Below are 15,052 nucleotides of genomic sequence, written 5' to 3' on the forward strand. Positions count from 1 at the left end.
GCGGGCGCCCTGGCGGTGGGTGAGCAGCGTGGCCACGAGCCGCGCCACGTCGTGGTGGGCCGGGGGCGCGGTGATCCGGGACAGCAGTGACAAGGTTCTTCTCTCCGTTCCGCGGGGTGGGGTGCCCGTCAGGACGGGGTGTGGAAGACCTCGGCGTTCTCGAGGACGCCGAGGGCGTCGGGGACGAGAACGGCCGCCGAGTAGTAGGTGCTGACCAGGTAGGAGATGAGGGCTTGGTCGTTGATGCCCATGAACCGCACGTTCAGGCCGGGCTCGTACTCGTCCGGGATCCCGGTCTGCCGCAGGCCGACCACTCCCTGCTCGCCCTCGCCCAGGCGCATGGCGAGGATGGAGGAGGTGCCCTCCTCCGAGACGGGGATCTTGCCGCAGGGGAGGATCGGCACGCCCCGCCAGGCGGGCACGGGGTGGCCGTTCACGTCGGCGCTGTCAAAGGACAGGCCCCGCTTGTTGCACTCGCGGGCGAGGGCGGAGATGGCCCGGGGGTGGGCGAAGAAGGCCTTGGTGCCGCGCCGCATGCTCAGCAGCTCGTCCATGTCGTCGGGCGTGGGCGGGCCGGAGTGGGTGGAGATGCGCTGGCTGTAGTCGGCGTTGTGCAGCAGGCCGAACTCGGGGTTGTTGACGAGCTCGGACTCCTGGCGCTCGCGCAGGGCCTCGATGGTCAGCCGGAGCTGGTGCTCGACCTGGTCCATCGGGTCGTTGTAGAGGTCGGCGACGCGGGTGTGGACCCGGAGGATGGTCTGGGCGACGCTCAGCTCGTACTCGCGGGGAGAGAGCTCGTAGTCGACGAAGGTGCCCGGCAGGGCCGGCTCGCCGGTGTGGCCGGAGGCGAGGGAGATGTTCGCCTCGCCCTTCTTGTTCTGCGGACGCGCCTTTTCGGCCTGGCGCCGGCGGACGTGTGCCCGCAGCTCCTCGTGGCGGCCCGCCACCTCCTCGTAGGCGTACCGGGGCAGGGCCAGGACGGTGCACGCGGTCATCGCGCGCGCCGTGAACTCCCACTTCCCCGGTTCCTCGGCCACCGCCTGCGCGCCGAAGAACCCGCCGTCGGCCAGCACGCCGCGCCGGGTCTCCTCGCCGTACTTGCCGGTGCCGGCCTTCTCGACCTTGCCGTGGGCGATCAGGTAGACGTGGTCGACGGGACGGCCCCGTTCGGCGATCACCTGGCCGGGTTCGTACTCCTGCTGCCGGCAGCGCTCGGCCAGCGCCCGCAGCGCCTCGTCGTCGTGGAATCCGCGCAGCAGCGGCAGCTCCCCCAGTTCGGCGGGGACGACCTTGACCGCGGCGCCTTCCTGGACGAAGGTGACCCGGCCGTCGCCGACCTCGTACACCAGGCGCCGGTTGACGCGGTACGTGCCGCCCTTGACCTCCACCCACGGCAGCATGCGCAGCAGCCACCGCGAGCTGATGCCCTGCATCTGCGGGACGGTCTTGGTGGTGCTCGCCAGATTCCGCGCAGCGGCGATCCCCAGGCTGAGCTGGGCCCGGCCTGCGTGCTGTTCGGGCTGCTCCGGCTGCTGCCAGTGCGCTGCGGTCGACATCCCGGTCCCTCTTCCGTCTCGGCGCATGCGTCAAGAGGGAGCCCCTGAAGTCGCCCGATCGGGCGACGGGAGCTCCCGCCGCGCAAGTGAAGCAGCGCCCGATGATGTTGGTCGAGGTGACCGGGACGGCACCGTCGTCTTTGCGCCATGAAGGGGACACATGTTCATGCGGCCCACACCGGCCTTCCGGAGTGTTCAAGGAGGGAAACCAAGGCCGACCTGGTGCGATTATCCGCATTTTCCTCGCTCCGGACCGGCGCCCCGGAAAGCCCTGCCTCAGTGGCGAGGTGGCTGATTATGTGCGGTTGCGCCGTGCGCCCGAGGTATGACGGCCCGTCAGGTCGGCTTCTGGGCAACCAGCAGCACGGCGCCGAACTCGTCGACGTCGATCATGTCGGCGGGGCCGAACTTCTCCCCCGCGGCCTCGTCGAACGCGGTCCGCATGCCTCCCTGGCCCCGGCGGGACCTGCTCATCCGGTCGAACGTCCGGCGCACGCACTGCTCGGTGATGTCGAGGAGTTCCGTGAAGCGCAGCCCCGCCCGGCTCAGCATGGGCACGTATTCCTCGGGCCGCGCCAGGGTCATGATGAAGTCCCGCAGGCACCGGTCCATGGCGGAGCGCAGCCCGGCCGGGATCGGATCCCGTTCGAAGAAGTCGGTCAGCACCAGCCGGCCCCCGGGGCGCAGCACCCGCCGGATCTCGCGGAACACCTGCTCGCGGTCGGGCATGTGGAAGATCGATTCGATGGCGATGGCGGCGTCGAAGGAGTTGTCCTCGAAGGGGAGCCGCATGGCGTCGGCGTAGCGGAACTCCACGCGGTCGCGCAGCCCCGCCGCGTCGGCGAGCGCGGTGGCGCGGGCGACCTGCCCGCGGCTGACGGAGATGCCGGTGACGTGCGCACCCGTGCGCCGGGCGATCCGCATGGCGGGCTGCCCCACTCCACAGCCGACGTCGAGGACCCGGTGGCTCTCGTCGACCTGCAGGCGGTCCGTCATCATGTCGGTGAGCCGGTCGGCTGCCTCCACGAGCGGCACACCGTCGTCCTCGGCGTCCCAGTAGCCGAGGTGGAGGCTGCCGCCGACCGTGCCGGTGTCGAGCGCGGTCAGGCGGTCGTAAAGGCGTCCGACCTCTTCGGGGACGGGGAAGACGGTGTGAGCACTGGACACTAAGGTCCTCCGTTCTCTTCTGGACGTTTCTTCCGGACGTGTTTACTGAAGGGCCTGCCGACCTGCTGGGGGGCTGCTGAACGGGGCTTCTGGCAGGGGCTTCTGAACGGGTCTTCCGACCAGGGAAAGCGAAGTCCCTCACACCACCCCCGTTGGCGTGAGGGATTCCGTGCGTTCTGCCACGCCACGTTTGCCGTCGGCAGCGATGGCTCTTCCGATGACGAACATCGTGCGACACCGCCCTTGCGGCAGCCTGGCCGTGCCACTGACATTTCCTTGCCGGTACCTGCGGCCGGATTCGGCCGCACTGGCGAAGTCCCTGCAGTACCCTCGCCGTCCGCTTGCCATGCGCTTGCCGATGGCTTGTCGTGATCTTGGATTGCCCTGGTGCGTATGCCAAGATCCGATTTGTAGGACACCGGCCTCTCTACGCCGGACGCCCGTCATCAGTCGCGCGTACGAGAACGATTGGGACCGACATGCCCGCATCTCCGACGCCGGAGCCGACACCGACAGCCCAGCCGGCAGCCGAGCCGGCGACCAGCACCCCGAGCGAACCCCTCCTGAGCGTTCTGGGTCCCATGTCGGCGCGCCACGACGGGCACGACCTCCCGATCGGTCCCCCGCGCAGGCGGGCGCTGCTCGCCCTGCTCCTCATACGCCCCGGCCGCGTGGTGCCCACGGAACTGCTCGTCGAGGAGCTGTGGGGTGAGGAGCCGCCGGGCCGGGCCGTCGCCACGCTCCAGAGCCACGTCTCCCACCTGCGCCGCGCCCTCCAGCCGGCGGCCGGGCCGGACGGTGCGTCGGTGCTCCGCCACCGGGCTGGCGGCTACGTCCTGGAACTCGACCCCGCACGGATCGACGTCTGCCGCTTCGAGCTCCTGGTCACCGAAGGACGGCGGCTGCTGGAGCAGCGCGACCCGCCGGCCGCGCGGGACCGGCTCACGCAAGCGCTGGCGCTGTGGCGGGGCACGCCCTACGGGGAGTTCGACGGGCATCCGCCGCTCAGCGACGAGAGCACACGGCTGGAACACGTCCGGCTCACGGCCGTGGAGTCCTGCGCGGAGGCGCGGCTGGCCCTCGGAGCGGCCGAAGAGGTGGCCGCGGACCTCGAGCAGGAAGCGCGCCGCCATCCGGCGCGGGAGCGCCTCGTCGGCCACCTGATGACCGCTCTGTCCCGGCTCGGCCGGCAGGCCGAAGCCCTCAAGGCCTACGAACGGACGCGCAGCCACCTGGCCGATGAGTTCGGTGTGGGCACGGCCGCCGCGCTCCGCCGCGTCAGGACGGCGATACTCCGCCAAGAACCGGGAACGGCGGGCCCTGCCGAGGAATCGCGCCACGGACGCGTCGATCCCGTGGTCCGCGGCACGGAGGGCCGCGTGGCCGATGCTGCCGATTCGGCGGATGCAGGGAATGCAGGGGTTGCAGCGAATGCAGGTGGGGCACTCGGGGCACTTGGTGCAGCCGAAGCAGCCGAAGCAGTTGGTTCGGCTGACATCGCCGCTGTCACCGCCGCCGTCACCGCAGCCGTCACCGCCGTGCCCAACGGAACCGTCCCGGCGGGCGGCCCCATGGGCGTCGTACAGAACGCGGAGCGCGAACGGCCCGGCACGGCCGCGGCCACCGCCGGCGGCGGACCAGCCGGAAGCACCGGAGCTGCCGTACCAGCCGGAGCAACACGTACAGCCGACACCGCCGACACCACCGATACGGTCGACACGGCCGATACAGCCGATACAGCCGATACGGCCGATACGGCCGATACGGCCAGCACCTCCGACACTACTTACACCACTGACCCCACCGACACCCCCGAGCCCGGGCTCCCCTTGGGTCAGTCGCCGTTCACCGGCCGCAGCGAGGAGCTGCAGCGGCTGACCGCCGCGGCGACGAGCGCGCTGTCTGGGCACGGGCACGTGGCCGGCGTCCTCGGCCCCGCCGGAGTCGGCAAGACCCGGCTTCTCCTCGAACTCGCCCCACGGCTGGAGGCGGTCTGCGCGACCCGGGGCGGCGCGGACCTGGAAGTGATCTGGAGCCACTGCTTCCGCAGCGAGGGCGTACCGCCCTACTGGCTGTGGACGCAGGTCCTCCGGCGGCTGTCCGCCACCCGCCCGGAGGCCTTCCGCCGCGCGGCGGAACCTTTCGGCTGCCTCCTCGCCCCGCTCATGCCCGAGCGGTCGGCCGGGCCGGGTGGCTGCGGGCCGGGCACCGATTCCGACTGGGGGCAGGCGCGGTTCCTCACCCACGACGCGGTCTGCGAGGTCCTGCTCACCCTGGCCGGGCAGCGTCCCCTCGTGCTGTTCCTGGAAGACCTGCACTGGGCCGACACCGCCTCGCTCGACCTGCTCCGGCTGCTGAGCACCCGCCGCCAGGGCCACCGGCTCGGCATCGTGCTGACCGCCCGCGAGTTCGAGGTCGAGGCCGACGCCACGATGCGCCGGATGCTCTCCGAGGTCCTGCGCGGGCCCAGGACCGAGACCCTGCGGCTCGACGGGCTCTCCCGGCAGGCCGTCGCGGCCATCGTCCTGGCGCAGGCCGGGCCGGGCGTGGACGCGAAGGTCGTCGAGGTGCTGCACCGGCGCAGCGAGGGCAACCCGTACTTCGTCATGCAACTCCTGTCCCTCCTGGGGGATCCCCGCAGCCTGCACCGCCCCGACGCGGCGGACGTGTTGCTCGCACGCGTTCCGACGGGGGTGCGCGAGGTGCTGCACCAGCGGTTCGCGGCGCTGCCCGAACCGGTGCTGCAGGTGCTGCGGCTGTGCGCCGTGATCGGCTCCGAGGTCGACACCGATCTGCTGCACCGCACGGCCGCAGCGGACGAACCGGTCGCCGCGGCACTGGGGTCGGCGATCCGCGCCGGGCTGCTCGGGGAGGAGCCGCACCATCCGGAACGGATCCACTTCGCCCACGCCCTGGTCCAGGAGACGCTCATCGAGGAGCTGGCGCGCGAGGACCGGCAGCGGCTGCACGCCAGGGTCGCCGAGGCGCTGTGCGCCCGCAGGCACGGGCAGGCGGGGGACGGGGACGTCGAGCGGGTGGCACACCACTCCTGGCACGCCGGCAGTGTGCTGCCGCCCGCGCAGGCGCTCCCGCGGCTGCTGCGCGCCGCCGACCAGGCCGAGCAGCAACTGGCGTACGAGCGCGTGGAGACGTGGCTGCGCCGGGCGGCGCACCTCGTCGGTCTGCTGCCCCACGACGACCCCTCGGCCCTGCCCCTGGAACAGCGGCTGAACATCCAGCTCGGGCAGGTGCTGGCCACGACCCGGGGCTACGGTCACCCCGAGGCCGAGACGGCGCTCGCGCACGGCCGGGCCCTCAGCTCGGCCACCGAGGCGCCCGAGGACCCGTCGGTGCTGTGGGCGCTGTGCGCGGCGTACCTGGTGACCGGCCGCTACGACGCCTCACGGCGGTTCTCCGGCCTGCTGCGCGGCCTCGCGGAACAGACCCGGGAGCCCGTGGCGGTGCTCGGTGCGGCATACGGCGAAGGCATCGTGCTGCACATCCGCGGGCGGCTGCCGCAGGCGCTGGCCGAGCTGGAGCACGGGGTCGACATGGCGGACCGCTACGCCCGCGAAGGCCATGCGCTGGCCCGCACCTTCCAGCACGACCCGCGCGTCTCCTGCCGCTCGTACGACACGTTCACCCACTGGCTCCTCGGCGACCGGCGGACCGCGGCGGCGCGCCGGCGCGAGCTGCTGCACCTGACCGAGTACGACAGCAGGCCCTCCGACCGGTCCTTCGCCCTCTACGTGGACGCGGTCGTGGCGGCCTGGGAGGGCGACGCCCGTACGGCCCGCGCCTCCGGCGCCGAAGGTGCCCGCCTGGCGGGCGAACACGGGCTGCTCTACTGGAAGGCGATGCTGGGCCTGCTCGAAGGGTGGGGCCTGACGCATTCGGGGTGGGAGGACGACGGGCTCGCCCTGATGCACGTCTCCCTGGCCGAACTGCGCCGCTCCAGCACCCTCTTGCGCCACCCCCTCCATCTGGGTCTGCTCGGCGAGGCCCAGCACCGCGCCGGGCGGCCCGAGGAGGCGAATGAAACGTTCCGCGCACTGCTCGCGGCCGTCGAGCAGCGCGGAGAGCACGTGTACCTGCACGAGGCCCTGCCCGCCACGCGGCTGCTGCGCGACCTCCTGGGGAGCGGTGCGGCGGGGGCGGTGGAGAGGGCGGCGGCCGGGGCGACGCCTCCCCATGCCCGGTGGGGGTCCCGGAGGCCTCCGGGTGGCCTCGCCGCCATCTGACGCACGGAGACGCCTCGCGTGCGGGCTCCTCGCGTGCGGGCTCCTCGCTACGTGGCGGGCTCGGCTTCGAGCCAGCGCTGCCGGCGTGCCCCGCGGTACTCCAGCGCCGGCCACCCCAGGCCCTCCAGCACGCGGGCACAGCGCCGGAGGGCCTCGTGCTGCCCGGCGGCAGCCCCGCTCCCCGGCGGGCCGAGCCACTCGACCCGTACGCTCCCCGGCTGTTCCCCGGGGCGGACGCGATAGCCGGTCGCGGAGCGCCGCCCGTCGGCGTCGAGAGCGGAGGGAGGGATGCCTGCGGCTTCGAGGGCGAGGGCGACGGCACGCACCGGCTGACGCCGTTCCCAGTCGGCGGGGCCGGACACCGGGTCCGTGAGGTGGCCGTTCATCAGCCGCCGGATCTGCAGCAGCCCTTCCATCGCCTCGCGCACCGCAGCCGCCCGCCCGGAAGCGTCCCCCGGCGGCGGGCAGCCGTCTCCGGTGTCCACCTCGAACGTCCCTTTCACGTGCCTGGCCTCCTCGCGCATCGGTCCGGACATGGATCCGGCGTCGTCCGCCCGCCCGGCTCCCCGTCCGGCTGCCCGTCCGGCTCCCCGGAACCCACTACGGGCCCGGAATCCCACTATGGGCGCAGCCACTGACAACACCGCGCGTACGGCCGTCAGGCGCGGCGCCGCCTCAAGCGGCCGTACAGGATGAACGCCTCCATTCCGGCCAGCAGACCCCCGCAGGTCCAGGCCATGCCCGGCGACAGCCCCGGGGCGTCGCCGCCCAGGCGCGGCCTCAGCCAGTCCTCCGGGTCCGTGACAATCGTGGCCTTGTCGCCCTGCCGGACGCTCTCGTCGCAGCCCCTGCGGTCGCCCACTTCGGCTCTGTGCGTCTCCCCCGAAGCGGACCATACGACCGAGCAGGTGCGGCCTTCGCTGCTGTGTTTCCGGGTGTACGTGGAGATGTCGTCGACCAGCGCCTCGTGGACGGTGCCGCGCTGTCCCAGGACGTAGTCGTCCAGAGCCGGGCCGGTGAAGAGGACGAAGAAGAAGCCGAGGATCGCCATGCCCGCGCCCGGTCCCGGGCCGCACATGCACCAGGCGGCGATCAGGATGATCACCGTCAGGGCGAACCCCGCGAACAGCAGCAGCATGTCATCGGGCGGGTTCAGCCACGAGACGGCGGCAAGGAGGGCCGGTGTGAGCAGCATCGTGGCCACCGTGCCCGGCCACCGGGGCCTGCCGCCGGCCCGCCGTGCGGGCGCCGCGCCCGGGTCCGCCGGCAGCTGTCCCCGGCCCAGCGCCCCTCCGCGTATGCCGGTATCCGCATCCGCATCCACCCTGCCGTTCACCACGAGCTCACCACGCCTCGATCTTTCCCGCTCCGTACGGGGAGCCCCGTCGGAGGACCCCGACGGGTGAGGTTACGCGGTGACGGAATCCACGGGGCCGGCCGTGTCGGCGATACCTGCGGTGCCGGCTGCGCCGCCCTTCGGTGATGGGGGGACGGGGCCGTGCCCCCGGCGGGGTCACGGACCCTCACACGAGCGCATGCGGTCATGAGGATTGCCACGCGGCACGACCTCGGGGTGTCGCCCCGGAGATGACGGCTCGGGGCAGCCCGGCCTTACCGTTTCGCCTGGCCGAGGCCCTCGCTCCGGTGGGCCCACAAGGTCGCCTGCGGGTCGACGTAGGGGGCGGCGCCCGCGGCGCGGTCCTGGTCGTGGCCGCAGCGCAGGCTGATCGTCGCGGAGCTCGTGCTGGTGAAGGCTCCGTGGACGCTGACCGTGGTCACGAAAGTGCCCGTGCCGGCGCTGCCCGGGCCGGGGCTCCCGACGATCGCGCTCGCCCCGCCGATGTTGGTGTTGCCCGTGTACAGCATGCAGCGCGTGTAGTCACTGGGTCCCCAACTGACCAGCGTCGCGTTGGCCGACAGCACCCACGACCCCGCGGGCACCGACTCCGAGACCACCGTCGTGTGCGCTCCGCCCGCGGTGCTGAGCTGCACCGCGGACGTGCTCTGTCTCACGACGTCCTGTCCGTTCGCGAGGTTCGGCGCGTCCACCACGGCTCCTCCCGCCGTGCCCGCCGAGGCCGTCGCGCCCGTGAGAACTCCACCGGCCACCAGCACACCGGCGCCCAACCCCATCACCAACCGGAACGACATCTTCATGTTCCTGGCTTCCTCTCGCAGAACCGGTGAGTCCTTGCGTGCCAAAGGATGCTGCCGGGGAGGGCGACTGGATAGGGCGAGTTCGGCCGTCCGGGACCGGGCCCGACTCGGGAGCCGGAGCCGGCCCCGGACGCGCAGACGCCATTACGCCGCTTTCGTTCAGAATTGGCGGTACATGAGATGCAGGCCCACCGGCCCGAGTTCGGGATGCATGAACGCGCCGGGAACGGTGCCGAGGACGGCGAAGTCGAGGCGCTTGTACAGGTCCACCGCGGCGTGGTTGGACTCGACCACGGCGTTGAACTGCATTCCCGCGTAGCCGCGTTCCTGCGCCCAGTCCACCGCGAACCGGCACAAGGTCCCGCCCACGCCCTTCCCGCGCGCGTCGGCCGCCACCATGAAACTGGCGGTGGACACGTGGGAGCCGGGGCCCGGCCGGTTCGGTCCCATCTTGGCGGTGCCGAGGACGCGTTCGCCCTCGACCGCGACGACGGTCAGCCCCGGCGGCTCCTCGACCCACATGCGGGCGTCCGCCTCGGTCATCTCCGGGTCGTAGACAAAGGTTTCCCGCTCCTGGACGACGTCCCGGATGATTCCCCACACCTGGGGCCAGTCGGATTCTGCGAATTCACGGATGTGCAGGTGCATGGCCGTACGCTAGCCGGACCCTCGAGGCTGGCAGCGTGCGGAGGGCGTCGCGAGAGGGTGCGCCGGGCCGCGGCCGTCGGCATCGTGGACGGCTTCGGCCGCTGCGCCGACGGACTCCTGGTCGGTGATGTCGGCCACATGACGGCGAAGTACCCATCCTTGGAGGGGAGTTCGTCTGCTTGCAGACTCGTGCGGCCGGACCTGCCGGGACGATCCGGCCGGGCGCCGGCGCCCGGCCAGATCGCTCGCCCGCGGGGGGCACGTGGCGCGCGAGGAGCCCCTTGACGCGGGCCTTCCGACAGTGAACGGATCGTTACTGCGGTTGTTCGTACCCGATCGCTCCGTGAGGAGACCACGATGCGTTTACCGTTACCACCGCCGCCCTCCAAGGACCGCCCCGGACCACGCGGATCGCGACTGACGGCGGCCCTCACCTCCGCCTTGCTGGCGGCCGGACTCCTGGTCGGCGCCGCTCCCGGGCCGGGCGGCTCCACGGCGCAGGCGGCCGACCGGCCGACGAGGCCGGCCGCCCCGGCGTCCGGCGGCAACCTGCCGTTCGCCACCTACAACATGCAGGGCTCCGACCACGGGCTGCGCTGGAGCGGCGAGGTCGGCCCCTTGACGATGCGCCACAACGTGGTCGCAGTCCAGGAGGCGGGCAGCGGGCCGCCCGCCGAACCGCACCAGCACCGCGGCACCGGTGAGTCGATCCCCATCCCCGGCCCGTTCCCCGCGGGCCTGCCGAGCGCGGTGAACCACACCCAGTGGGAGTACCGCCACCACCGCCGCCACGTGTACTTCCTCCAGACCGACCCGCAGCGCGACAGCACCACGAGACGGGACCGGTGGACCGGCGGCCGGGTCAACCTGGCGGTGGTCACGCACGCACGCGCGGACGAGGTCCGCGTCATCGAGAACCCGCTGTACAACCGGGACGAGCCCCGCAATGAGTACCGCTACCGCCGCGCCCTCGGCCTCCGGTTCGGCAACACCGTCTATTACAACGTCCACGCGCGCGGCGCGGACGTCGCCCCGCTGCTCAGGCGGATCCGTGCCGCCACCCGGGCCGGCGAGAACTGGGTCATGGTCGGCGACTTCAACCTCGACATCCGCAACCGCACCGACCGGCAGGCCCGGGAGCAGACCCTCCACCTGCGGCCCGACGAGCAACTGGCCCGGCCCGGCCGCTCCACCCACCAGCGGGGCGGCGAGCTCGACTACGCGATCACGCACGGCACTCCCCGGTTCAACGCGGGCATCCCCGCGGGGCGGGGCTCGGACCACTATCCCGTCCAGTTCGAACCCGCCCCCACTCCGGTACCGGCCGCGCCCGACGGCCCGGTGCACAACTTCTCCACCGCCCTCGAGAACGCCGCGACCGGGCAGGTCCTGGATGCTCCGGACACCGCCGGAGGCCGGGTGACCACGGGCCGGCAGCGGTACAACCTCCGTCAGCGGTTCCGTATGGACACCGTGCAGGGGCACTGGTACCGCTTGGCCCGCGGCAACAGCCCCCGAGCCGCGTCCGGCGCCCTCGCCGCCCGCGCCGACGGCGAGCTGTGCCCCGGCATCAACCCGTTCCTCCCGCTGTCCGTCATCATGCTGCCGTGCAACGCGCCCGGGGCGCAGTGGCGCCCCGAGGACCCCGGCGCGCCCGGCGGCCCGCTGCGCTGGCGCAACTCCCGCCACCCGGAGCTGTGCCTGACCGGTGGGGGGAACGGGGTTGTCGCGGCCCTCGCGTGCGGAGACAGCCCCGCCCAGCAGTGGTGGGACAACTCCCGTGCGGTGGACGAGCGCGCGTGGGAGGACGAGGAGAAGCGGGTCCAGTTGCGGGCGTACAACGGCCTCTTCCTGGACAACTTCTCCGGGCCCGGCCACGACGGCACGCCGCTGACCACCCGCCGGCGTGACATCGGGGTCATCAGCCAGCGCTGGGACGTCCGGTACGCCGGCAGCGGCGACAACCTCGTCCGGATCAAGGGACACGGCAGCGGAAGGTGCGTCGACCTCCTGAACGAGGAGCGGCCCCGCCCCGGTGACCGTTCCGTGCTGCACGGCTGCACCGACCGCGGCAGCAAGATCGACGGCACGGGCCACCGCTGGCAGGCGGAGACCTACGCCGACGGCAGCCTCCGCTTCCGCAACGAGGCCGCGCACATGTGCCTGGTGGCACCCGCGCGGGAGACGGGCTACGTCACGATGGAAACGTGCAGCGACGACGCCCGTCAGCGCTGGACGGTCGTGCCGTAACTCCGTAGCCGCGAGGCGAACCGGGCTTGAGCTGGGCGGCGCGCGCCGCCCGGCTCAAGCCCCCCGGGACCCGGTACGGGCCCTCCCGCCTCAGCCGAAGAAGACCGAGGAGATGTCGTTGTCGAAGCCGATGGAGGCCAGGTCGGCGACATCGCCGTTGACAACCTTGGACTTTCCGGTGCAGTTGCGCCCGGACCAGATCTTCAGGCTGCCCTGAACCTGGAGGGAGGAGGCCACGTTGTCCCGGGCCACGTTCTGGCAGCCCTTGCCGGCCAGGCCCTGGGAGGGGTCGCCGAAGTTGCGGTTGTCGAAGAGGACGACGCTGGTGGCGGGCTTGGCCTGCGAACCTCCGCTGCCAGTGCCGCTGCCACTACCGCTACCGCTCCCCGTACCCCCACCCGCGCCGCCGCCGGCCTTCTTGCCGTCGGGGGTGACGCCGAACCAGGTGCCCCCGACCCCCTGACCCTTGGCGTCGCCGGGCTTGGTGTCCTTGCTGAAGCGGTAGACGGGCCAGCCGCCGACGGTGACCTGCCGGGTGCCGTCGTCCCGCTTGACGGTGCCGACCTTCGACTTGTCGACGCCGTCGAGGAAGATCCTGCCGCCCTGGGCGACGACGACCGGCGGCCAGGTGACCGCGCAGTCGCCGTTGCAGGCGGACTTCGACGGGTTCGCGGTGTCCTTGTCGAAGCGGTAGAGGGTAAAGCCGGCGCCGTTGACCACGACCGGGTTCAGACTGCCCGCCTTGGACGCGGAGAGCTGCACCCAGCGCTGCGCCTCGGGCTTCGTGGCGGGCTTTCCGGGCTCGTTCGCCCAGTCGCCCGTCATGGGCTGAGCGTTGTTCTTCTTCGCCGTGCCGCTGAGGAAGTCCGGCGCCTGCCCGTCGGACGGGGCGCCGGCGTTGGCGCCCGCCCGGGCGGCAGCACCGGCGGAGGCCGACGAGGCCGGCGCCGAGGAGTCCTTGCCGTCACCGCCTCCTCCGCAGGCGGTGAGTACCAGCGCTCCGGCGACGGCCGACGTCACGATCGCTGCAGTGCTCTTGCGGAACATAGGAGATCCCCCCACCTGTGGGCCCCGGTTCCCTCCCGGGGCCGTCTCCCCCCTGTACGGAACCCGTTCCGCGAAGACCTCAGCCGGTTACCGTTCCGATACACGACGTGGACGATGTAACAGCGCGATCAGCCGCTGCCGGCGCGGCGGCGGTGCCCGCCCTCAGCTGAACCGGGCTGCGGAACAGGCCGCCGCACGGATCACGGCGGACGCCCGGAACTGCATGCCCCTGCGCAACGTCACCGTGGCCGGCGCCTTCGACCCCTTCTGGGAGGTGCTGCTCAGCCTGCACATGCTGCAGGAGCGCGGCAGCATACCCCTGGCCCTGGGCGCATGGCGCCGCCGCGTCCGCTCCGCCGCGGGGCGGTCGGTCTCCTTGCGCCTGCTGACCGAACTGGCCCGGCCCTGGGGCTACTCGCCCGACTTCCTCACCCCCGGCCGGGGCGACGCCGGATTCCGGACGCAACCGGACCGGGTCCTCTCCACACCCCGCAGCCGGCTGCGCGCCGAGTTCTCGACCCTGGCCGGGGAGAGCCCCGCCACGACCTGGACGCGGGCGCTCGGCCACGGGGAGCCCGCCGCGCTGCGCCGGCTCGGCGGCGCCCTGAGCACGTACCACCGCATCGCCCTCGCCCCGTACGAAAGCGCCATGCGGGCACGGGTCGAGGCCGACCGCGCCCGGCAGGCGGCGGCGCTGCTCGACGGTGGTACCGGGGCTGGTCCAATGCGGCTGAAGCCTGGTCACACGGCTATGTGCCCGGCGCACACCTGGTCATACGCAGCCACCCGAAGCCGGGCGTTCCCGTCTGCTGACCCTCCGGTTCCCGGCTCTGCCCGCAGCAGATCCCTCTTGGTGCCCTGCGTACGCGGTGCTTGAGTGACCGCATGGAGATCTTGGTACTGGGCGGGACCGCATGGTTGGGCCGGGAAGTGTCGCGGCAGGCGCTCGGGCGCGGCCACCGGGTGACGTGTCTCGCGCGCGGCGAGAGCGGGCAAGTGGCGGACGGTGCGGCGCTGGTGACCGCGGACCGGCGCGATCCTTCGGCGTACGATCCGCTGCTCGACCGCGAGTGGGACGCGGTCGTCGAGGTGTCGTGGCAGCCCCGCTTCGTCCGCGAGGCGCTGGAGGCCCTGGGCGGCAGGGCGAAGCACTGGGCCTACGTGTCCTCGGTCAGCGCCTACGCCTCCCACGGCCTGCCGGGCGCGGACGAGTCCGCGGAGCTGCTGGCGCCGACCGGCCGGGACGAGGTCGGCCGCGAGCTGTACGGCGAGGCGAAGTCCGCCTGCGAGCAGGCGTCGGCGGCCGCGGTGGGCGACCGCCTCCTCATCGCGCGCGCAGGCCTCATCGGCGGCCCCGGTGACCCGAGCGGGCGCTGCGGCTACTGGGTGGCCCGCGCCGCGCGCGATCCGCACGGGCCGATGCTGGTCCCCGACACGCCCGCCATGCCGACGCAGGTGATCGACGTACGGGACCTCGCCGCCTGGCTGCTCGACGCCGCGGAGGCGGGAGCCACCGGCACGTACAACGCCGTCGGGCCCATCCTCCCGTTCGAGGAGTGGATCGAGATGTCCCGCAGCGCGGGCGGGCACACCGGGCCGCTGGTCCGTGCCGGATCGGCCTGGCTGCTCGACCACGGCGTGGCCGAGTACATGGGGCCGGAGTCGCTGCCGATGTGGCACGTCGAGCCCGGGTGGGAAGGGTGGTCGGCCAGGGGCGGCGCCGCGGCCCTCGCCGCCGGGCTGCGCCACCGCCCCCGGGCGGAACTGCTGGCGGACACGCTGGTGTGGGAACGCGAGCAGGGGCTGGACCGGGAACGGCGGGCCGGGCTCAGCGCCGGGCGCGAGCGCGAACTGCTCGACGCCCTCGGCCGGGGCGTCAACCCGGCGGTGCCGCACCTCCCTTGAGCCGGCCGGCCTGCGCCGCGGGCCCGGGGATCGCATCGGATGTCCGTCACGCCCCGCCGTCCACCACTCCTTCGGGTGGAC

At 72.7% G+C, this 15,052-nt stretch carries 11 protein-coding genes; 4 read left to right on the plus strand and 7 right to left on the minus strand.

Annotation, left to right across the window (positions count from 1 at the left end; all coding sequences use genetic code 11):
- Window positions 1–128: 128 nt before the first annotated feature.
- Entirely contained in the window at window positions 129–1,556 is a 1,428-nt protein-coding gene (locus V7793_RS01870; protein WP_335581087.1) for a family 2B encapsulin nanocompartment shell protein, read from the minus strand.
- Window positions 1,557–1,892: 336 nt separating this feature from the next.
- Window positions 1,893–2,723 carry an SAM-dependent methyltransferase gene (locus tag V7793_RS01875; protein WP_335581088.1) on the minus strand — a complete coding sequence of 277 codons (831 nt, stop codon included), beginning with the start codon at window positions 2,721–2,723 and terminating at the stop codon, window positions 1,893–1,895.
- A gap of 581 nt (window positions 2,724–3,304) precedes the next feature.
- On the opposite strand from V7793_RS01875, the gene V7793_RS01880 reads away from it, so the two are divergent.
- Complete coding sequence (locus V7793_RS01880) at window positions 3,305–6,964, plus strand: BTAD domain-containing putative transcriptional regulator (protein WP_335581089.1); 3,660 nt, start codon at window positions 3,305–3,307, stop codon at window positions 6,962–6,964.
- A 47-nt stretch (window positions 6,965–7,011) separates the two neighbouring features.
- Here the strand turns inward: V7793_RS01880 and V7793_RS01885 are convergent, their stop codons facing one another.
- From V7793_RS01885 to V7793_RS01900, 4 genes are all read right to left on the minus strand, one after another.
- Window positions 7,012–7,488: a hypothetical protein gene (locus V7793_RS01885; RefSeq protein WP_443057826.1), complete on the minus strand. Its 477-nt coding sequence runs from the start codon at window positions 7,486–7,488 to the stop codon at window positions 7,012–7,014.
- Window positions 7,489–7,622: 134 nt separating this feature from the next.
- Complete coding sequence (locus tag V7793_RS01890; RefSeq protein WP_335581091.1) at window positions 7,623–8,159, minus strand: hypothetical protein; 537 nt, start codon at window positions 8,157–8,159, stop codon at window positions 7,623–7,625.
- Window positions 8,160–8,575: 416 nt separating this feature from the next.
- Window positions 8,576–9,121: a hypothetical protein gene (locus tag V7793_RS01895; RefSeq protein ID WP_335581092.1), complete on the minus strand. Its 546-nt coding sequence runs from the start codon at window positions 9,119–9,121 to the stop codon at window positions 8,576–8,578.
- A 159-nt stretch (window positions 9,122–9,280) separates the two neighbouring features.
- On the minus strand, window positions 9,281–9,769 hold the full coding sequence (locus V7793_RS01900) for a GNAT family N-acetyltransferase (RefSeq protein WP_335581093.1): 489 nt from the start codon (window positions 9,767–9,769) through the stop codon (window positions 9,281–9,283).
- Window positions 9,770–10,126: 357 nt separating this feature from the next.
- Between V7793_RS01900 and V7793_RS01905 the strand changes: the two genes are divergently transcribed.
- Window positions 10,127–12,019, plus strand: a complete 1,893-nt coding sequence (locus tag V7793_RS01905) for an endonuclease/exonuclease/phosphatase family protein (RefSeq protein WP_335581094.1) — start codon at window positions 10,127–10,129, stop codon at window positions 12,017–12,019.
- A gap of 90 nt (window positions 12,020–12,109) precedes the next feature.
- On the opposite strand, the gene V7793_RS01910 is transcribed toward V7793_RS01905, so the two are convergent.
- Window positions 12,110–13,066, minus strand: coding sequence for a hypothetical protein (locus V7793_RS01910; RefSeq protein WP_335581095.1), 957 nt, complete (start codon window positions 13,064–13,066; stop codon window positions 12,110–12,112).
- Window positions 13,067–13,289: 223 nt separating this feature from the next.
- Between V7793_RS01910 and V7793_RS01915 the strand changes: the two genes are divergently transcribed.
- Together V7793_RS01915 and V7793_RS01920 are read left to right on the plus strand one after the other, a co-directional pair.
- Complete coding sequence (locus V7793_RS01915) at window positions 13,290–13,943, plus strand: hypothetical protein (RefSeq protein WP_335581096.1); 654 nt, start codon at window positions 13,290–13,292, stop codon at window positions 13,941–13,943.
- Between the two features lie 8 nt (window positions 13,944–13,951).
- On the plus strand, window positions 13,952–14,971 hold the full coding sequence (locus V7793_RS01920) for an NAD-dependent epimerase/dehydratase family protein (protein WP_335581097.1): 1,020 nt from the start codon (window positions 13,952–13,954) through the stop codon (window positions 14,969–14,971).
- Window positions 14,972–15,052 lie beyond the last annotated feature (81 nt).

This window comes from Streptomyces sp. KLMMK, from assembly GCF_036961605.1.
GTDB lineage: Bacteria > Actinomycetota > Actinomycetes > Streptomycetales > Streptomycetaceae > Streptomyces > Streptomyces telluris.

Bases quoted from the DNA above. Each gene is read 5' to 3' on its own strand.
- V7793_RS01870 (WP_335581087.1), bottom strand. From the start codon at position 1,556: ATGTCGACCGCAGCGCACTGGCAGCAGCCGGAGCAGCCCGAACAGCAC.
- V7793_RS01880 (WP_335581089.1), top strand. From the start codon at position 3,305: ATGTCGGCGCGCCACGACGGGCACGACCTCCCGATCGGTCCCCCGCGC.
- V7793_RS01885 (WP_443057826.1), bottom strand. From the start codon at position 7,488: ATGCGCGAGGAGGCCAGGCACGTGAAAGGGACGTTCGAGGTGGACACC.
- V7793_RS01890 (WP_335581091.1), bottom strand. From the start codon at position 8,159: ATGCTGCTCACACCGGCCCTCCTTGCCGCCGTCTCGTGGCTGAACCCG.
- V7793_RS01895 (WP_335581092.1), bottom strand. From the start codon at position 9,121: ATGAAGATGTCGTTCCGGTTGGTGATGGGGTTGGGCGCCGGTGTGCTG.
- V7793_RS01900 (WP_335581093.1), bottom strand. From the start codon at position 9,769: ATGCACCTGCACATCCGTGAATTCGCAGAATCCGACTGGCCCCAGGTG.
- V7793_RS01905 (WP_335581094.1), top strand. From the start codon at position 10,127: ATGCGTTTACCGTTACCACCGCCGCCCTCCAAGGACCGCCCCGGACCA.
- V7793_RS01910 (WP_335581095.1), bottom strand. From the start codon at position 13,066: ATGTTCCGCAAGAGCACTGCAGCGATCGTGACGTCGGCCGTCGCCGGA.
- V7793_RS01915 (WP_335581096.1), top strand. From the start codon at position 13,290: ATGCCCCTGCGCAACGTCACCGTGGCCGGCGCCTTCGACCCCTTCTGG.
- V7793_RS01920 (WP_335581097.1), top strand. From the start codon at position 13,952: ATGGAGATCTTGGTACTGGGCGGGACCGCATGGTTGGGCCGGGAAGTG.